The organism is Haematobacter genomosp. 1 (genome assembly GCF_002196855.1).
Lineage (GTDB): Bacteria > Pseudomonadota > Alphaproteobacteria > Rhodobacterales > Rhodobacteraceae > Haematobacter.
Map to the genome: position 1 here is coordinate 55,317 of NZ_NIPW01000023.1, position 17,711 is coordinate 73,027.

General features: G+C 66.6%; 19 protein-coding genes. 10 read left to right on the plus strand and 9 right to left on the minus strand.

The annotated features are described in order from the left end of the window. The first annotated feature begins 3 nt into the window (after positions 1 to 3). Positions 4 to 489 carry a flavin reductase family protein gene (locus CDV49_RS12090; protein ID WP_218821960.1) on the plus strand — a complete coding sequence of 162 codons (486 nt, stop codon included), beginning with the start codon at positions 4 to 6 and terminating at the stop codon, positions 487 to 489. Positions 490 to 511: 22 nt separating this feature from the next. Here CDV49_RS12090 and CDV49_RS12095 read toward each other — a convergent pair whose 3' ends face one another. Further along, positions 512 to 1,159 carry a DUF1028 domain-containing protein gene (locus tag CDV49_RS12095; RefSeq protein ID WP_088215689.1) on the minus strand — a complete coding sequence of 216 codons (648 nt, stop codon included), beginning with the start codon at positions 1,157 to 1,159 and terminating at the stop codon, positions 512 to 514. A 122-nt stretch (positions 1,160 to 1,281) separates the two neighbouring features. Between CDV49_RS12095 and CDV49_RS12100 the strand changes: the two genes are divergently transcribed. After that, positions 1,282 to 2,454 carry a M20 family metallopeptidase gene (locus CDV49_RS12100; protein ID WP_143413166.1) on the plus strand — a complete coding sequence of 391 codons (1,173 nt, stop codon included), beginning with the start codon at positions 1,282 to 1,284 and terminating at the stop codon, positions 2,452 to 2,454. Then, on the plus strand, positions 2,451 to 3,425 hold the full coding sequence (locus tag CDV49_RS12105; protein WP_179209190.1) for an asparaginase: 975 nt from the start codon (positions 2,451 to 2,453) through the stop codon (positions 3,423 to 3,425). The genes CDV49_RS12100 and CDV49_RS12105 overlap by 4 nt, the downstream gene beginning before the upstream one ends. A 23-nt stretch (positions 3,426 to 3,448) precedes the next feature. Here CDV49_RS12105 and CDV49_RS12110 read toward each other — a convergent pair whose 3' ends face one another. Next, positions 3,449 to 4,273, minus strand: a complete 825-nt coding sequence (locus tag CDV49_RS12110; RefSeq protein ID WP_088215691.1) for an SDR family oxidoreductase — start codon at positions 4,271 to 4,273, stop codon at positions 3,449 to 3,451. A 531-nt stretch (positions 4,274 to 4,804) separates the two neighbouring features. On the opposite strand from CDV49_RS12110, the gene CDV49_RS12115 reads away from it, so the two are divergent. Both CDV49_RS12115 and CDV49_RS21105 read left to right on the plus strand, forming a co-directional pair. Beyond that, positions 4,805 to 5,026, plus strand: coding sequence for a hypothetical protein (locus CDV49_RS12115; RefSeq protein ID WP_088215692.1), 222 nt, complete (start codon positions 4,805 to 4,807; stop codon positions 5,024 to 5,026). An 11-nt stretch (positions 5,027 to 5,037) separates the two neighbouring features. Further along, positions 5,038 to 5,196 (plus strand): phosphoethanolamine transferase domain-containing protein, encoded by a 159-nt coding sequence (locus CDV49_RS21105; protein ID WP_088215693.1) that lies wholly within the window; start codon positions 5,038 to 5,040, stop codon positions 5,194 to 5,196. On the opposite strand, the gene CDV49_RS12125 is transcribed toward CDV49_RS21105, so the two are convergent. From CDV49_RS12125 to CDV49_RS12140, 4 genes are all read right to left on the minus strand, one after another. Beyond that, positions 5,191 to 6,000 (minus strand): DNA-binding transcriptional regulator, encoded by an 810-nt coding sequence (locus CDV49_RS12125; RefSeq protein WP_088215694.1) that lies wholly within the window; start codon positions 5,998 to 6,000, stop codon positions 5,191 to 5,193. The genes CDV49_RS21105 and CDV49_RS12125 overlap by 6 nt on opposite strands. A gap of 68 nt (positions 6,001 to 6,068) precedes the next feature. Then, the gene (mhpA, locus tag CDV49_RS12130; protein ID WP_256947323.1) at positions 6,069 to 7,580 is read right to left on the minus strand and encodes a bifunctional 3-(3-hydroxy-phenyl)propionate/3-hydroxycinnamic acid hydroxylase MhpA; all 1,512 of its coding nucleotides are present in this window, start codon (positions 7,578 to 7,580) and stop codon (positions 6,069 to 6,071) included. Positions 7,581 to 7,616: 36 nt separating this feature from the next. Then, positions 7,617 to 8,597: a VOC family protein gene (locus tag CDV49_RS12135; protein WP_088215695.1), complete on the minus strand. Its 981-nt coding sequence runs from the start codon at positions 8,595 to 8,597 to the stop codon at positions 7,617 to 7,619. Between the two features lie 111 nt (positions 8,598 to 8,708). Next, positions 8,709 to 9,548, minus strand: coding sequence for a fumarylacetoacetate hydrolase family protein (locus CDV49_RS12140; RefSeq protein ID WP_088215711.1), 840 nt, complete (start codon positions 9,546 to 9,548; stop codon positions 8,709 to 8,711). Positions 9,549 to 9,814: 266 nt separating this feature from the next. On the opposite strand from CDV49_RS12140, the gene CDV49_RS12145 reads away from it, so the two are divergent. The 5 genes from CDV49_RS12145 to CDV49_RS12165 all read left to right on the plus strand — a co-directional run bounded on the left by CDV49_RS12145 (position 9,815) and on the right by CDV49_RS12165 (position 14,003). Continuing rightward, positions 9,815 to 10,606, plus strand: coding sequence for an MFS transporter (locus CDV49_RS12145; protein WP_179209191.1), 792 nt, complete (start codon positions 9,815 to 9,817; stop codon positions 10,604 to 10,606). Continuing rightward, positions 10,564 to 11,055 (plus strand): hypothetical protein, encoded by a 492-nt coding sequence (locus CDV49_RS12150; protein ID WP_088215697.1) that lies wholly within the window; start codon positions 10,564 to 10,566, stop codon positions 11,053 to 11,055. The genes CDV49_RS12145 and CDV49_RS12150 overlap by 43 nt, the downstream gene beginning before the upstream one ends. A 78-nt stretch (positions 11,056 to 11,133) precedes the next feature. Continuing rightward, entirely contained in the window at positions 11,134 to 12,174 is a 1,041-nt protein-coding gene (locus CDV49_RS12155; protein WP_179209192.1) for an NAD(P)H-quinone oxidoreductase, read from the plus strand. 159 nt (positions 12,175 to 12,333) lie between these two features. Further along, positions 12,334 to 13,662 carry an acyclic terpene utilization AtuA family protein gene (locus CDV49_RS12160; protein WP_088215698.1) on the plus strand — a complete coding sequence of 443 codons (1,329 nt, stop codon included), beginning with the start codon at positions 12,334 to 12,336 and terminating at the stop codon, positions 13,660 to 13,662. A gap of 11 nt (positions 13,663 to 13,673) precedes the next feature. Then, positions 13,674 to 14,003, plus strand: coding sequence for a DUF4387 domain-containing protein (locus tag CDV49_RS12165; protein WP_088215699.1), 330 nt, complete (start codon positions 13,674 to 13,676; stop codon positions 14,001 to 14,003). 848 nt (positions 14,004 to 14,851) lie between these two features. Here the strand turns inward: CDV49_RS12165 and CDV49_RS12170 are convergent. The 3 genes from CDV49_RS12170 to CDV49_RS12180 are packed head-to-tail and all read right to left on the minus strand — an operon-like array spanning position 14,852 to position 17,452. Continuing rightward, positions 14,852 to 15,634 (minus strand): ABC transporter permease, encoded by a 783-nt coding sequence (locus tag CDV49_RS12170; RefSeq protein WP_088215700.1) that lies wholly within the window; start codon positions 15,632 to 15,634, stop codon positions 14,852 to 14,854. Next, positions 15,627 to 16,424 carry an ABC transporter ATP-binding protein gene (locus CDV49_RS12175; RefSeq protein WP_088215713.1) on the minus strand — a complete coding sequence of 266 codons (798 nt, stop codon included), beginning with the start codon at positions 16,422 to 16,424 and terminating at the stop codon, positions 15,627 to 15,629. Before CDV49_RS12175 ends, CDV49_RS12170 begins: the two co-directional genes overlap by 8 nt. Positions 16,425 to 16,435: 11 nt before the next feature. Then, positions 16,436 to 17,452, minus strand: a complete 1,017-nt coding sequence (locus CDV49_RS12180; protein ID WP_088215701.1) for an ABC transporter substrate-binding protein — start codon at positions 17,450 to 17,452, stop codon at positions 16,436 to 16,438. Positions 17,453 to 17,711: the final 259 nt, after the last annotated feature.

The window sequence follows — 17,711 nt, forward strand, 5'->3', positions numbered from 1 at the left end:
GGCGTGACAGTCTCTCGCACGGATTTTCGTCAGGCGATGTCGCAGCTTGCCGCATCGGTCAATGTGGTCACCACGGATGGTGCGGCGGGACGGTGGGGGATGACGGCCTCGGCGGTCTGTTCGGTCTCAGACACGCCGGCCAGCCTGCTCGTCTGCATCAACCGATCCACCCGGCTGCATCAGCTGGCGCAGGAAAACCGCGTGCTGGCGATCAACGTCCTCACCTCGGGGCAGGAGGCCATCTCCGGCCTGTTCGCCGGGGGAGATCCGGAGGCGCGCTTCGCCTCCGGCCGCTGGAGCACGCTGACCACGGGCGCGCCGGTGCTGCTGGACGCGCTGGTGGGTTTCGACTGCCGCGTGCAGGAGATCGTGGACGGCGGCTCCCACGGCATCTTCATCGCCGAGGTCGTGGCCCTGCATCAGGGTTCAGCCGAAGGCGGCCTTGTCTACTTCAACCGCAGCTACCGCCAGCTGGGTCAGGCCGCCTGAGGGGGGCCTTGACCACTCCGCCTTACAGGGCGGAAGGATTTAGCGCGCGCGATTGGTACAGATCCGTGAGCGGTCGGTATTCGTGCCAGAGCGCGACCAGCGCCGCCAGCGGATCCTCCGACGCGTCGATGCGCAGATCGGCCACCGCCACGGGGCTCGCATCGACGATCTGGAGCGCCGCCGACCGCAGCGGCCCACCTTCGCCGCCGGCCGCCTGTCCGACCAGCAGCGCCGCCAGAAGCCGATCCGCCAGATCCGCCTCCGGCTGCGCTTCGAAGGCGTCCGTCATGGCCTTGCACACCCCGGTATTCGCCAGAATGTTCCCGATCGCCACGCAATCGCGCCCGACCACGCCCGCCACCGCGGCCCGGTTACGCGCGCCGTGGCACAGTGCGGCCCGGCCCTGCCAGTCCAGTACCGCCAGCTGTCGCCAGTCGATGTCCGGCGTGGAGGCCTGGAGCGCCGCGACGACGCGCTCCGGCGTCACGCCTTCGCCCAGCAGATCGAGGCCGCGCGGCCCGAGCCGGGGATCGGTGATCGCCTGGGTCAGCACCGCGCCCACGCCCGTCCGCAGGAACAGGCAGCGCGCGCCCACCGAAGGGCTCGACGTGGTGATCGTGCCGCCCACGCGGCCGGTCCGGGAACAGCGGCCCAACAGGGAAAATGTCATGGTCCTCTCCAGTACAACGAAACATCGTGGCGGGGATGGCCCGCCGGAACGCGGCGGCGCGGTCCTTGCCGATCCGCCGCGCTTCGGGAAATATTGTATCCTGTATGCAAGGAAAAGACGTCATGTTGAGAATTGAAGACCTCGCCGACCGGTTCACTCGGGATCTGCCCGGGCTGCTGGCCCATATCGAGGAGGTCGTGAACATCGACAGCGGCAGCCGGGACGTGGAGGGGGTCAACCGCGTGCAGTCGATCTTCGCCGCCCAGCTGCGCGATCTGGGCTTCGCGGTCATGCGCGTTCCGGGCAGCGGGCGCGGCGATCAGCTGACCGCGCGGCGGGCCTTCGGGAGCGGGCCGAACGTCTTGATTCTGGGCCACGCCGATACCGTCTGGCCGGCGGGAACCGCGGCGGAATGGCCCTTCGGCCGCTCGGGCGATGCGTTGACCGGCCCGGGCATCGCCGACATGAAAAGCAATGTCATCCTTGCCATCCACGCGCTGAAGCTGCTGATCGAGGGGGTCGGCGGGGCGGATATGTCGGGCGTGGGATCCGTGACCTTCCTGATCGTCCCCGATGAGGAAATCGGTTCGCCGCAGTCGAAGGACTGGATCACCGCGGAAGGCGCGCGCTGCGATTTCTGCCTGACGCTGGAGCCGGCCCGACCCGGTGGCGGGACGGTGGTGTCGCGCGGGGCGGTGGGGGCCGCCTATATCAACGCGACGGGCGTGACAGCCCATGCCGGGTCGAACCGGCTGGGCGGGGCCAGCGCGATCTCTGCCCTCGCGCCGCTGGTCGGCGGGATCGAGGCGCTGGGGTCGATCGAGGCGGGCAACTACGCCACCGTCGGCGTTCTGCGCGGCGGCGCATCGAAACAGGTCGTGGCGGGCGAATGCGAGGCGCATCTCGACCTGCGTGCCAGTTCCCGGCAGGAGGCGGACAGGCTCTGGGAGGAGATCACCCGCATCGTGGAAACCGCGCCGCGCGACCCGCGCGTGACGCTGACCCTCACCGGCGGCTTCATCCGGCCCTGCTTCCCACAGCTTCCGGGCATGACCGCGCTTTATGGCCGTGCCGAAGCCTTCGCCCGCGCACTGCGCCACCCGATTGCCCCGAACGTCTCGCGCGGCGGGTCGGACGGCAGCTTCGTGGCCGCGCAGGGGAAACCCACGCTGGACGGGCTGGGTGTCATCGGCCACGACATCTGCTCGCGCCGGGAATGGGCGGAGCTGAGCAGCCTCGCGCCCCGCGGCGCGATGCTCGCCGGGCTGATCGCAAGCGGTGGGGACGTGTTGTGAAGCGCGTCCTGCACATCGCCACGGGCGGCACCATCGCCTCCACGCCGGCGGGCGCGGGCGGGCCGGTCGTCGCCTCGCTCGGCCCCGCGGCGCTGCTGGCCGGGGTGGAGATGCCGCCGGGACTTGCGGTCGACTCCGTCGGTTTTGCCTCCGCCGGCTCCTACGCGCTGGATTGCGCGGACCTGCTGGGGCTGGCGCGGCTGGTGGAGGCGGAACTGCCTCGCCACGACGGCTGCGTGATCACCCACGGCACCGACACGATGGAGGAGACCGCCTATTCGCTGGAACTCCTGCTGGCGCCGGAGAAACCCGTCATCCTGACCGGCGCGCAGCGGCATGCCGGAGCGGCCGACAGCGACGGGCCGGGCAACCTGCGCAATGCATTGCGTGCCGCGGCCAGCGATGCCATGGCGCCCGCCGGCGTATGCATCCTGTTCGAGGAGGACATCCACGCCGCCCGCCACGTGCGCAAGGTGCACACAAGCCGCACGGATACCTTCCGCTCCGGCGATTTCGGCAAGCTGGGCTCGATCGACGCGGGCCGGGTCAGTATCGCCCGGCTGCCCCGCCGTACCGCGCCCCTCGGCATCCCGGACCGCGCGGCGAAGGTGGCGCTGATCCCCGCTGCCATCGGTACGCCGCCGGACCTGCTCCACCTGCTGGTCGGGAGCGACGTGGAGGCCGTCGTTGTCCAGGGTTTCGGCCGGGGGAATTTCCCGCGCGGCTGGGCGGACGCCTGTCGCCGGCTGATCGCCGCCGGGACGCCGGTTCTGGTCACCTCCCGCTGCCCGGAGGGGGCGGTGATGCCGGTCTACGGCAATGACAGCGGTGGCACAACGATGGGGGAGGCCGGGGCGCTGTTCGCGGGCGATCTGGACAGCTTCAAGGCGCGCCTGCTGCTCGGCTTCGCGCTGGCCCGACCCTGCGGCGACCTTGCCGGGATCGTCTCGCGCTATGCCGGCGGGGACTGAGCCGAAGCCGCTCTCGGGGTGCCTCATTGCGGCTGGGGGCGGAGCGGGCCGTAATACCAGGAGGCCGCGACGCCGCCGTCGATCAGGAAATCGCTGCCCGAGATGTAGCCGCCCTCCGGCCCCATGATCAGCGCGGCAAGCGCGGCGACTTCGTCGGGCGTGCCGGCGTGGCCTGCGGGGCTTTGCGCCAGCATGTTGCGGTAGAACGCCGCCCGTTCGCCGTTCAGTTCGTCATGCGCCAGCGGGGTGACGATGATGCCCGGGCTGATGGCGTTCATCCGTGCGCCGCGGGCACCCCATTTCACCGCCTCGCCCCGCACGCGGAGCGAATTGCACCGTTTGGACAGCTGATAGGGGGTCAGCGTGACCGCCACCGCCCGGACGACGGGCAGGTCGAGCAGTGCATCGGCCGGTGCCGTCGCCAGCTCGGCGTCCTCCTCCGCCGTCAGCGCCGGAAGCCGGTAGCCCGACTGGGAGGAGATGACGATACCGCAGCCACCCGGCGCGATGACCTGGCCGAATTCCTCCAGCAGCATCGCCGTGCCGAACAGGTCCACCTTCAGGATCGCCGCCACCGGCGCCTGGCTGGGAGAGACGCCAGCCGCCTGGATCAGCGCCTTCACATCGCCAAGCGCGGTCGCCTGCCGGACCAGCGCCTGCACGGCGCCCCGGTCCGACACGTTGACCGTGGTGGCGCTGGTGCGGTAGCCGGCGCGTTCCAAAACCTGCGCGGCCTCATCGGCGGCGTCCTGCTTCAGGTCGGCCAGCAGCACATGGCGGTCGTAGCTTACCCGGCGGGCAATCGCCTGCCCGATGGAGCCCGCACCGACGACGACTGTCACATCCATGGTCAACTCCTTCGCATGGGGGCGCGGCTTTGGTTCACGGGCACAGGCTTGTCCGCCGGCGTTCCGGCCGCCCTGCCGCTTTCCGGTCGGGCGGAAGATAGGTCCGCTTCGACTGAAGGGGAAATGCTGGATCGCGCACGGGCCTATCGCTGAGGGACATGAATGCGACGGGCCTTCCTCTGCGCCGGATGTTCGGGTGGGCATCGGCCGCCTGCGGGCCTGCTGTCGAACGGCGGCGAAGGGCGGGCCGGTAGCCCGTGCTCCGGTCGGTAAGGCCCCAGCCTGCCTGGCGCGTCCTCCACAGGCGCGATGCCAGTCTTCGGTCCGGTATCCGTAAGCTTACCCCAAGCTTCGGCTGGCAAGCCGCGCGGATCAGGCCGCGGCGTTCCCCGGCTGCCCACATCAGGAGATGGCGCGATCCGCGGCCGGCATGGCCGTGCCCGGCGGCGTGCCGCAATGCGAGACCGATGACCCAGACACCTCCCCTCGCTGCCGCGGCCGACCCTGCCGCACAGGGTTCTGGATGCCATCGTGGCGATCTATGTCATAGTCGTGCTGAACGGCGGCTTCTGGAGCCGCCTGTTGGCGATCTTTCCGGGCGACCTTGCCCGCCCGCTGGTCTTGGCGGCCAGTGTCTGGGGGCTGACCATGCTCCTGCTGGAACTGCTGGGACCCGGGCGGTTGCAAAAGCCGGCCGCCGCCCTGCTGATCCTGATCGCCGCCGGCGCGCCTTGCTATGAGCGTAGCTGCTGATCGACGGGGAGATGGCGCGCAACATCTTCGAGGCGACCGCGACCGAATCCAGCCACCTGATCACGCCGGAGGCGGTGGCGCATATCACAATGACCGGCGTGGTTCCACCTCCAGCAGCAGCAGGATGCCTTCGGAACAGGAGCTGGGGGAGTGGAAGAGCTTCGTCATAGGGGGCCTTTCGCCGTGTCGCGCGCCATGACCGCGCCGATCCGCGCGGCGGTGGCGCAGACCGGCACGGCGCAGGTGTCGATCGCCGCCGGGGTGCGCAGCGCGGAGCGGATCCAAATGACGGAGATGCAGCCCAGCACCACGCCGTCCTGAAGGATGGGCGCGGCGAGAGACGCGGTCTGGGCGCGGAATTCGCCGGCGTCCCGGATGGAGAAGCCGCGCTCCCGCGTCTGGGCGATGGTGCGGTCCAGCCAGCCGGGATCGAGGAAGGGGATGTCGGTCGGCTCGCCCAGGCGGCGGAGGTGTTCGAGGATCAGCCCGCGCTCGCCCGCATCGATGAAGGCCAAGTAGGCGCGCCCGGCCGAGGTGCGCAGCACGGGCAACCGATAGCCGATCATCGCCCGGTCGATCGACATCGGCGAGAGCGGGTGAGTGGTTTCCTGGATGACCATTGCGGCATTGTCGTAGACCGACAGGTCCAGCGGCCAGAGCAGCTGCTGGCCAAGCTCCGAAAGGAGCGGCCCCGCCGCTTGGCACAGTCGTGACGTGCGCGCATAGGCATCCCCAAGCGCCGCCGCCTGCCGGGTGATCCGCACCACGGTGGAGGTGGGCGAAAGGGTGACGTAGCCCTCCTCCTCCAGCGTCTCGACCAGACGGTAGACAGTGGGCCGCGGGATGCCGAGGGCGTGGGCGATCTCCGCCGGGCGCGCGCCTCCGGAGGCGTTGACGAAGCGCAGGATGTCCAGCCCGCGCCGCAGGGCACGGACCGTCTCGCCACGGCTGCGCGGATTGGTATCGTCGGACATGGGTGGCTGGCTCCTGGCGTAACGCGCGCCGATCTTCCCACCGCCGGGGCAGAAAGACAAACCGCCGCTCAGGCGATCTGGCGCGCCCGGTCCGTGCCGGATGCGGCCGCTGGCCGCGGGATGCGGCCGAGCACCTCTCGCAGCGCCTGCGCCGATGCCGCACGGCCGAGCAGGTAGCGGTCCGGCCGGATCACGGCCGCGCCGGCCCCCTCCAGCAGGGCATCGCCGCCCTGCATGTCGGAGCCGGGCACCACGGTGCAAAGCGCATCCGCGTCGCGCCGCAGATCGGCGGGCAGTCCCTCCCAGAACCCGTCCTCCACCACCAAGGCGAAACCGTAGCCCACGGAATCGTCCAGCCGCCGTCCGTCCGTCAGCCGCGGTTGCGCCGTCAGCGTCGACGGCTCCGGCATCAGGCCCGGACCGATCGGCGGATAGATCGCCTCCATCCGCGCGCCGCCCTCCGCCCGCGGGAAGGCATGCGACAGCGCGGTCGCCGGATCGCGGGTGTTGATCAGCCCCCCCAGCCGCACGGCGGTGGCGATGTAGTCGCGCGCGTTTGGCCGCCGTTCGGAGGTGTAGCTGGCCAGCAGCGCCGGATCATGCCCGCGGGTCAGGCAATGGATCAGCTTCCAGCCAAGGTTTGCCACGTCGCGGATGCCTGCGCACATGCCCTGGCCCATAAAGGGCGGCGTCTGATGCGCGGCATCGCCCGCGATGAACAGCCGGTCGCGCTGCCAGTCGGTGGCGACAAGCGAATGGAACCAGTAGACGGCGGTGCGCTCGATCTCCGCCTCTTCCGGGGTGATCCAGCGGGCCAGCAGCGGCCAGACGTTCTCCGGGCGGGCGATCTCGGCGCTGTCCTCCCCCGGCAGCACCGTAAGTTCCCAGCGGCGACGGTTCTGCGGACCGCGGATGTAGGTCGCTGGACGCGCCGGATCGCAATGCTGGAGCGACCAGTCCCCCAGTTCCGGCTTCTCGCCCTTCAGCAGGATGTCGGCGACCAGCCAGCGTTCGTGGAAGCCCAGATCCTCCATCCCCGTCTCGATGAACCGCCGCACGAAGGAGCGCGCGCCGTCGCAGCCCACGACGTAGCGCACCCGGGCGCGCTCGATGCGGCCGCGGGCCATGTCTTCCCAGCGCAGATCCACGCCATCCGCATCCTGCGCCAGAAAGAACGCCTCGCAGCGGGTGCGCCGGGTGACGCCGGGATGCGCGGCCAGGCGCTGTCGCAGGATGCGCTCCAGGTCGGGCTGGTGAAACCGGTAGCTGGACCGCCAGCCCAGCGGCGTCGTCTCCCGCGGGCGCGGCCAGTCCAGCAGGATGCCGCCTTCCGGGTCGACGAACCGCATGCCGATGTTGAACCGGCAGACCTGCTCCAGCGTCTTGGCCACGCCGATCTGTTGGAAGGTGCGCATCACCTCGTCGTCGAAATGCACCGCGCGGGGCAGGTGGTAGGCCTCCGGCTCGCGCTCCAGCACGAGCACGTCGATCCCGGCCTGCCCCAGGATGTTCGCCAGCGTCGCGCCCACCGGCCCCAGGCCGATGATCGCAACGTCATGTTGGATCGTCTCGCCGATCATGGGATCCTCCTCTTCAGCGGTCTTTGCTGCGTGATGTCAGTGTCCCGCCCGGGCCAGTTCGCCGAACAGCCAGGGACAGTCGGCCACCGGTGGCGCCTGAATGCCCCGGCTGGCCGCATCCATGCGCATGTCGCGCAGCCGCTTGCGCCCGCCCTCTTCCGTCAGGTAGAGCCGCTCGTGCCCCCAGAAGGACGGGCCGTCGGTCGTCTCGTGCGGCTCCCACGTGGCCGCGTCGATCACTCGGCCGCCCCAGCCGTTCTCCACGAAGAAGCCGGAGGGGGAGTTGGCGTAGAACGAGGTCATGTAGTCGTTCGTGTGGCGGCCCAGTGTATAGGCCACGCCGTTCTCGCGCTGCTGGGCGAGGTCATAGCCCTGGCCCACGTCGTCAAGGGTGCGGAATTCCACCATGAAATGGTGGAAGCCCTGCCCGCCGGAGCCCACCATGGCAAAGCTGTGATGGCGGTTGTTCACGTGGAAGAAGTAGAGCCCATAGGGCTTGAGGCCGTAATCGCTGACATGGAAATCCAGATTGTCGCGATAAAACGGCATCATCACCTCGATGTCGCGGACATGAAGCACTGCATGGCCCATGCCGTAGGGCCCCGTGGTGAAGCCGGAGATCGGGCGGCCCGGCCGGAATGGATCCGTGGCGATCATGGGCTGCCAGATCAGTTCCACCCGGTTGCCCATCGGATCGTCGAAAACCACCATGCCGCGGCAGAACCGTCGGTCGCATTCGGAGCGTGTGCCATGCCGGACGCGGGTGCCCGCGCCTTCTAGGCGTGCGGCGTAGGCGTCCAGATCGCGTTCGAACTCCACCTCCCAGCCCATGCACGACAAGGTTTCCCCCGCCTCGTCGAGGATGAACAGCCGCTGCATCCTGTCGTCCATGCGGAAGGCCAGTTCCCTGCGGCTGCGTTCGATCCGCTGCATGCCCAGCAGGCCACCTGCGAAATCGCCCCAGTCGGCCAGCTTGTCCGACCGGATGCCGATATATCCCAATGCGTTGATGGCCACGGTATCCTCCCTGTTTCCCGTCGCGGTTCCCCGTCGCGCAGATCGCGCGCGCTTGCCCGGGCGGCGGGCGCCCGGCCCAGCCGGTCCGCCCGCCGCCCGGGCGATGGCCTCTCAGGCCGCGTCCGTGACCGGGTTCGACAGCGTGCCGATGCCGGTGATCTCCACCTCGATCCGGTCGCCCGCGAACATGTAGAGCGGCGGGGTGCGGAACCGGCCGACGCCACCCGGGGTGCCGGTGGCGATCACGTCGCCGGGCAGGAGCCGCGTGACCTTGGAGACGTATTCGACGATCTCGCCGATGGAGAAGGCGAGGTCCGAGATCGGCGTGGTCTGCACTTCCGCACCGTTCAGGATGGTGCGCAGGTGCTGCGCTTCCGGGTGCGGAAGCTCGTCCTTCGTCACGATCCAGGGGCCCATGGATCCCGAGTCGTCAAAGCTCTTGCCCGCCCAGAACTGCGAGGTATGCCGCTGGAAATCCCGGATCGTGCCGTCGTTGAAGCAGGAGTAGCCTAGGATATGCTCGCCGGCTTCCGCCGCCGGGATGTTGCGCCCGGCCTTGCCGATGATGACCGCAAGCTCGCCCTCGTAGTCGAATTCGTCCGAGAAGCCGGGTTTGCGCAGCGACACGCCATGCCCCAGGACGGAGGAGGGATAGCGCGTGAAGATCGAGGGGTACTTCGGCTTCTCCCGCCCGGTTTCCCTGATGTGGTTGGCGTAGTTCAGGCCTATGCAGATAATCTTGTCCGGGTTCGGCACCGGCGACAGCAGCGTGACGGCGGCCATCGGTAGGGCCGCGGCTTCGGTTTCGAGCGTCGCCACCGCCCCGGCGGTCAGCGCGGCGCGCAGGTCGGGATGGCGGGCGCGGGTGGCGGCGGTGGCCTCATGGATGCCATCGGCGGTGACGATGCCGTAGCTGTGACGGCCCTCGGTTTCAAACGAGACAAGACGCATTCTTTCCTCCTCCGGTTCGGCAGGCAGCTTTCGGTGAGCAGAAAGCGCCACGCCGCCCCGGACGGCAATCGCCGGCTGTCCATGCGTCCGCCAGGCGGACAAATCGACACGCTGCCCCACCCGGTAAACCCCGCCTTCCGTCCGCCAGGCGGACGCATCGCCCAAAAGGGGTTTCGAAGATGTGGCATTTTCACCTCATGGACGCGGGAGCCCGTCGCCAGCGGCGGAGAAATGGGTCGGGAGGCCCGCGAGAGGGAGGACACTGCATGACATTGCTTGACGCCATCAGGAGCGGGCCGATGCGCCCTGCCCAGATCAGGATCGTCCTGATCTGCGTGCTGCTGGCAATGATCGACGGCTACGAAGTCGTCGCCGTGCCGTTTTCCATGCCCGCCATCGCGCGCATCTGGGCGCTGCCGAACGCGCAGGTTGGCTACCTGCTCAGCGCGGGGATCTTCGGCATGGCGATCGGGGCGATCGCGATCTCGCCGCTGGCCGACCGTATCGGTCGGCGGCGGCACATCCTCCTCTGCCTGTCGCTGATCACCCTCACCATGGCGGCTTCGGGTTTTGCCCGATCGTTCTGGCAGCTGGTGGCGATCCGGGCGGTGGCCGGGGTGTTCATCGGGGCGATGATCTCCAGCCTCAACATCATCGTCTCCGAATACGCGTCCGACCGGCGGCGCGGGCTGGTGATGGGGCTTTACGGCGTGGGCCTGCCGCTAGGTTCGGCACTGGCGGGCTTTGCCATCGCGCCGCTACTGGAGGCCTACGGCTGGCACGCACCCTTCTTCTTTGGCGCGGCGCTGACGGGGGTCATGGCGCTGGTCGTGCTGACCATGCTGCCCGAATCCATCGACTTCCTCGTGCAGCGCCGGCCGGAGGGTGCGCTGGAGGCCTATAATCGCATCGCCGAACGTATGGGCCATCCGACGGCTGCCGTTTGCCGCCACGCTCCAGCGACTCCGAAGTGGCGGAGCGTGCCGGGCTGCGCGCAATCTTTTCCAGCGACCTCATGGCGCGCACCCTCCTGCTCTGGGTGGGCTATGCGATGCTGATTTCGGCCTTCTACTTCGCCAATACCTGGACGGCCAAGATCATCACCGACGCGACGGGCGATTCCCATCTGGGCATCCGCATCGCCATGTTGATCCAGTTCGGCGGCGTGCTGGGCGCGATCCTTTACGGCGTGCTGACGCTGTGGCTCCACCCCCGGGTGACGACGATCCTGTTGCTCGCCTTCGGTGGAGTGGCCTTCTACCTCTATGCGCAATGTGCTGGCAGCGTGAGCCTGGCGGTGGTGCTGGCCTTTGCCATCGGCATCTGCGCGAACGGCGGCGTGGCGGCCTATTACGCGATCAGCCCGGCGATCTATCCCACCGTGCTGCGCGGCACCGGGGTGGGCTTCATGATCGCGGCGTGGCGATCCTGGCGCCGCTGTTCACCGGATACATGCTGTCGGGTATCTGGACCCCGGTTGCCGCCTACCGCTTCTTCGGCGTGGTGATGATCCTTTCGGCGCTCGCCGCTGTCGGGCTGCACCTGACCTTCCGTAAATCCCTGTCCCCCGCCGAGGCCTGAGACGATGATTCCGACCACCTGCCCGCAGATCCAGCCGGTGCCAGCCGCGCTTCCCCCCACCATGCGGGCCGTGCGTTGCACTACGGCCGGCGGGCCGGAGGTGATGGAGATCGTCGCGCTTCCGCTGCCGCGGCCCGGGCCCGGCCAGGTGCTGATCCGGGTGCATGCCGCCGGCGTGAACCGGCCGGACCTGTCGCAACGGCGCGGCACCTATCCGGTGCCGGCCGATGCGGATCCGACGCTCGGCCTGGAAGTGGCGGGGGTCATCGTCTCCGTGGGGGAGGGGGTGGCGCTCTCGCCCGGCGCCCGGGTCTGTTCGCTAGTGCATGGCGGCGGCTATGCCGATTACGCGCTGGGGGAGGCCGATCATGTCATTCCGCTGCCCGAGGCGCTGGATTTCGTCGCCGGCGCCACACTGCCCGAAGTGGCGATGACGGTGGAGTTGAACCTGATCGAACGCGCGCTGCTGCGGGCGGGGGAATGGGCGCTGATCCACGGCGGGTCCAGCGGCATCGGCAGCCACGCGATCCAGCGGGCGAAGGCGATGGGCGCGCGGGTGATCGTCACGGCGGGGTCGGCGGAGAAATGCGCCTATTGCCTGTCGCTGGGGGCGGATGTCGCGATCAACTACCGTGCCGCTGATTTCCTGCCCGCCGTGCTGAAGACAACCCGCGGGCGCGGGGTGGATGTCATCCTTGATATGGTGGGCGGCGACTATGTGGACCGCAACCTGCGCGCGCTGGCGCCGGACGGACGCTGCGCGGTGATCTCCCTGCAACAGGGGCCCCGGGTGGAGGTGGACCTGGATCCGCTGCTCCGCCGCCGGCTCACGCTGACCGGCAGCACGCTGCGCCCGTTGCCGAAGCCGGAGAAGGCCGCGCTTGCCCGCCGGGTGGCGGAGCGGGTGCTGCCGCTGGTGGTCGATGGGCGGATCCGCGGCAGCATCGCGCGAGTGTTTCCGCTGGAGGAGGTGCGAGCGGCCCATCGCCTGCTGGAGTCCGGGCAGAGCATGGGCAAGATCGCCCTGACGCTGACCCGACCCTGACGCGCGCGCGGCTCAGGCGGTGGCGTGGCCGGGAGCGCCGGCCGAAGGCAGCGACCGCCGGCCGCACCCCTCTTTGCGTTCCGTCCGCTTTTTCGCGTCACTCAGGACTGGCACGAATGCTGCATGAGAATGGGTATATCGACCACACAAGAGGCTTCCATGTCGTCGCTCAGGATCATCTGCCCCAACGGCCATCTCGGCTTCGCGCCGCTCAAGACGCGGAGCTTCCACATTGGCGTTGATGCCCGTCCGGACATCATCGCCGCCGACTCCGGCAGCGACGACATCGGCCCTGTGCCGCTCGGCGCTGATAGCTGCGCAAGCCCGAAGGCCTGGCAGGAGCGCCGCATCGGCGTGCCGATGATGATCGGCTCGGCCGGGGATACCGGCACCAATTCGCGGGTGGACATGTATGTCCAGATCATCCGCGACATCGCGGCGCGCCATGGGCTGGCGCCCTTCAAGCTCGGCTGGTTCTATTCCGAGGTCGATCCCTCCTATGTTCGCGCCAAGATCCGCGGCGGATCGCCGGTCACCGGGCTCGACGCCCGCCCCGACCTGACGGAGGAGGAGCTGGACGCCACCTCCCGCATCGTGGCGATGGCGGGCGTGCATCCCTTCGTCAAGCTGCTGGAGGAGGGCTGCGACGTGATCATCGGCGGGCGTTCCTCCGACAGCGCGATCTTTGCCGCCGCCGCGCTCCACAAGGGCTACCCGGAGGCGCAGAGCTACTACCTGGGCAAGGTGCTGGAATGCGCCTCCTTCTGCGCTGAGCCCTACGGCGCCAAGGAAACCGTGATGGGAGAGATCACGCAGGACCATGTGCAGGTGACCGCCATGGCACCGGAACAACGCTGCACCGTCGCCTCGGTTGCGGGCCATGCGATGTACGAACGCTCCAACCCGTTCCACGAATTCGTGGCGGGCGGGATGCTGGACATGACCCATTGCGCCTACGATCAGGTGTCGGAAAAGACGACGCGGGTCACCGGCATGACTTTTGAGCCGTCGCAGGGCATCCGGGTGAAGCTGGAAGGTTCGGGCAAGGTCGGCGAGCGATTCGTCGGCATGGCCGGCATCCGCGATCCCTACACCATCGCCAATGTGGATGCGGCGATCGACTGGGCGCGCCAGCAGACGGTGGAGCGTTTCGGCCCCGACGGGTGGGAGCTGCATTACAACGTCTTCGGCCGCGACGGCATCATGGGCGAGATGGAGCCGCTGCGGGACCGCCCGTCGCATGAGCTTTGCATCGTCGTGCAGGGCGTGGCTCCCACGCGCGAGATGGCGGAGGAGGTGACCATGACCGGCACGCGGCAGCTATTCTACGCGCGGCTGCCGGATGTGAAGGGCACGGCGGGCGGCGTCTCCTTCGTGCTGGACGAGGTGCTGGAGGCTAGCCCCGCATATCGCTGGACGCTGAACCACACGATGGCCGTGGACGATCCGCTGGAGCTTTTCCCCACCCATGCCGCCATGATCGGCTGAGGAGACATCGGATGAACACGACCACGAAGCTCTCGGATCTCGCCAAGACGATCCGGTCCAAGAACGCGGGTACCGACAAGATCACCTTCGACATCATCTTCCGCGAAAAGGCGACCTACGAGATGGTGAAACGCTCGGGCGCGCTAACGCGGGACACGGTCTGCAGCGTGCTGAAGGTCGATCCCGCGCGGCTTACGGATTTCGTCGAATACGACCCGGCTTATGCGATCAAGTTCACCATCTTGCGCAAACGTCCGTCGGGATCGGCGGGAGATGGCGATATCTTTGGTGCGCAGCAATATGCACCGTTCCTGGATATGGAAGTGGATCTGACGGTGTAGAAAAGGCGCGGATCAAAACGATGCCCTCCGTTTCTCAGGGGCAGTACATTGAGGTCCGGCGTTGTGCGCCGGTCCGCAATACTACTCTGCTGCAATCACGGTTCAGAAGAACCGTTTTCATGACGCCCCGCCTCGGGATAGGTAGCCGCGAGCAGAGGGTCGAGAGTGTCCCTATTTGCGGCTGATCGAAGAGCGCTGCTCCGCGACATCGTAACGATCACTGACAATTGGCTGGGTCCCGACTCCCGTGACGGAACCACCACAATAGCCTCCCTCTAGATACGCCCAGGAGAGCGGGTTTTCCAGAATAACTCTTCCGTGGTGTATTTGGCCAGAGCCTCGGCTGCCGCGTCTTCGGCTTGGCGGTATTGATGGTGGTACAGGTGATCCGGTCAGCAACGATATTCAACGGAGAAGATCCCTGTACTGGCCGTGAACCATGGACAAGACAAAGGATCACCACCGCTGCGTATTTGCCAGAGCGGTTCCTTTTTTTTGGTCCATGGGGACGTTAGTTACCTCCACCCTACGGTCAGCTGTTACTGTAGAGCTGCGATAGCTCCACGAAGGAGTGCGTTCGTAATAATGATCCCCACCCTGCAGACCAGAAACCGGCAGCGAACGGTCTGATGGAATCTCAGGTGTATCGAAACACGGTTGCGCAATCAGACAAGTTCTGCACTACGCCCACTTGTTCGACCCACCCGGATAGTGAAAAATCGAACTAGGAGGCTTGCGCTCGCTGGATAAGAGCATGTGCGAACGCCCGTGCGACTGAAAGCTATCTCGACAGCATGCAGGCGCCAAGCGTCCCCGGAAAGCCGATCGATCCCGGGGACGAGCGCTTATCAGTGGGGCTGCGCCCCGGTTGCACCGTGCCATGGCGCAAACCACGCACGCAGCCGACCGATCATCAGATAGAGCGTCAGTCCCACCATCGTCAGAACCACAATCACGGCAAAGAGGTTCGGAACGGAGAGTTCCTGAAGGTATTTCACCGCCAAGTAACCCAGTCCTTCGCTTCCTCCGATAAACTCGCCCACGATCGCACCAATCATCGCCATCACGACCGAGACTTCCATACCGGTCAACACGACTGGAAGGGCGGTCGGCAGCTCCAGCATCATGAGCCGCTGAAGCGGCGAGGCCTGAAGCATGACCATGACGTCACTGTCGCCCTTGTCCACCGACTTGAAGGCGATCAGAGCGTTGGAGAATATAGGAAAAAAGGCAAGAGCCGCAGCGATGACGATCTTCGATTCAAGCCCGAACCCGAACCAGAGGATGAAAAGCGGCGCCAGTGCGATTTTCGGTACAAGCTGAAGAAGCACGATGAACGGTTTGGCTGCCCATTCCACCGGCGGAACCCGCGCCATCACGAAGCCGAGCGTCAGCCCGAGCGCGACCGCTATCATGAAGCCGCTGGCCGCCTCAGTCACAGTGATGCGGACATGGTACCACAGGGAAGGATCCTGCACCAGATTGACCAGTGCAATCGCGATGGCTTCGGGAGATGGCAAAACAAAGGCCGAAACATCTGCCATACGCACATAGAGAGACCAACTGCCGAGGAAGATAATGACAGCGATGGAGGGCAGAACGACCCGCCAGATATTCCTTGAGTTAAGCATGGCTTGGTCTCGTCAGTTCTGAGCGGAGATGAGCAACGATGTCCTGAAACTCGCCAGTCCGTTGCAGATCCAAGGTTCGTGGGCGGGGAAACCCCATTTTCTCGATTCCGGTAATTCGAGCAGGCCGAGGGGCAAGCACCACGACGCGATCAGAGAGGAAAGCGGCTTCAACGATTGAATGGGTCACGAGAATTGTTGTGACCTTCGCCCGCGCGCAGACCTCCATCAGTTCGACGTTCAGCGCATCCCGGGTCATCGCGTCCAGGGCACCGAATGGTTCGTCCAGGAGAAGTACCTGCGGATCGGTCACAAGCGCCCGGGCGAGGGAGGCCCTCTGTCGCATTCCACCGGAAAGCTGCCCGGGGCGATGGTTTTCGAACCCCGAAAGGCCAACGGTACGGCAGATTTCATGCGCGCGTTCCATTCGTTCGGCCTTGCCGACGCCCGCGATACGCAGCGGCAGCGCCACATTCTGAGCGACCGAATACCACGGAAAAAGCCGCGCCTCCTGAAACATCATGGAGACGGGACGCGTCGCCTTGCGGGAGCGGCGGGAACGGGTCCACACCGACAGCCCGCGGATCTCCACGCTGCCTTCCGTAGGCGCTTCAAGACCCGCGACGATGCGCAGGAGCGTAGTCTTTCCACATCCCGATGGCCCGAGGAGCGAGATGAATTCTCCTCTCTCCAATACGAGGTCGGCATTCGAGATTGCGGTAACGGCCGTCGGACCCTCGCCGAATATCTTGGTTAGCCCGCGAATGTCGATTTCGGCGGGCTTCACATCCATATCATGCATCATCACGCGAGCGCCCTGTCCAGAAGTGCGTTGGTGTAAAGGCTCGTCGGATCGACCGGCTTTTTGATCATGCCCGCCTCACCGAGCATGGACACAGCATTCGCCCAGACCTCGGGAACGTTCCGTAGGACATTCTCCGAACCCTTCGCGATCCAGTTCTGGGCGTTGGCATACAGATCCTCTCGGGCAGCACCGCGATCCGCTGTGCCCAGAACATCGAACCGGGTGGCGATCCTGTCGATGATCGGGTCAAGTTCCTCCTTTGGCGTCTGGGCGATGGTGAGAGCGGCGCGATGGGTGGCTCTCAAAAAAGCCACAAACTTGTCTGGGTTCGCGGCGACATCTTCGTCATGTGCGACGTAGACTTGCCCGGGCATGCCATCATCCATTGGAATGGCGACAGCATCCCCCGTCGCAGCCAAGGCGGTGATCATGGAGGAGGTGTTTCCAATGAACGCCCCGGCGCGACCGGCCTGGATCAGGGCATAGGAGGCGCCGGTGTCAGCGACCTTGACCCGCTTGACTGTCTCGGGGGAATGGCCCCCGCTCCGCATCAGCAAATCGAGTGTGCCTTCCATCGAGCCACCGAGCGAGGCCATCCCAACAGTCCGCCCCTCCAAGTCCTCCATGGACCGGACAGGGTTTTCCTTCGAGGAGATGATGTAGAACGGCGAAAGTTGCGCGATGGTGGCTATGGACAGAAGCGGCGCGCCGTTGTCCACCCGCGACTGAATGAAGTTGGTGCCCCCTGTGCGGCCCGCGGACATCTGTTTGGCGATGACCATCTGGGCGGCGAAGGAAGCACCTTTGCCAGCCTCTGCTTTGAAGTTCAGCCCTTCGTCGCGGTAGAAGCCCATCGCATCGGCATAAAGAACGTCACCGAATGCGAGCGAAAAGCTGAAGGGTGCTATGAACGAAAAATCGGTGCTCTGAGCGAACGCGGACGTTCCCGTTGCCAGCAGGGCCGCTGCGCCGGTGGCACAGAGGAACCCACGGCGTGAAAGATTGGCGCTGTGCATTTTTTATCCCTGTTGTGTCGAAGGCATGTTTTGCCAGTCGAGAACAGGGTAGGGAAAGGCATCGTTTTACAGGCAAAACGAAGTAACGCGAGGATCCGAAAGGCTCCTGAAGTTCCGAGCAGAGTAGGGTGAGGGTCGGCTTCGAATTGTGGCATACGGCGCATGCAGAATAGCCGCGCGGCCGCACCCCCGGACAGCAACCGCCGCCCGGGAGTGCGGTTGATTGATCAAGCCGCTTCGGTCGTGTCGCGAAGGCTGT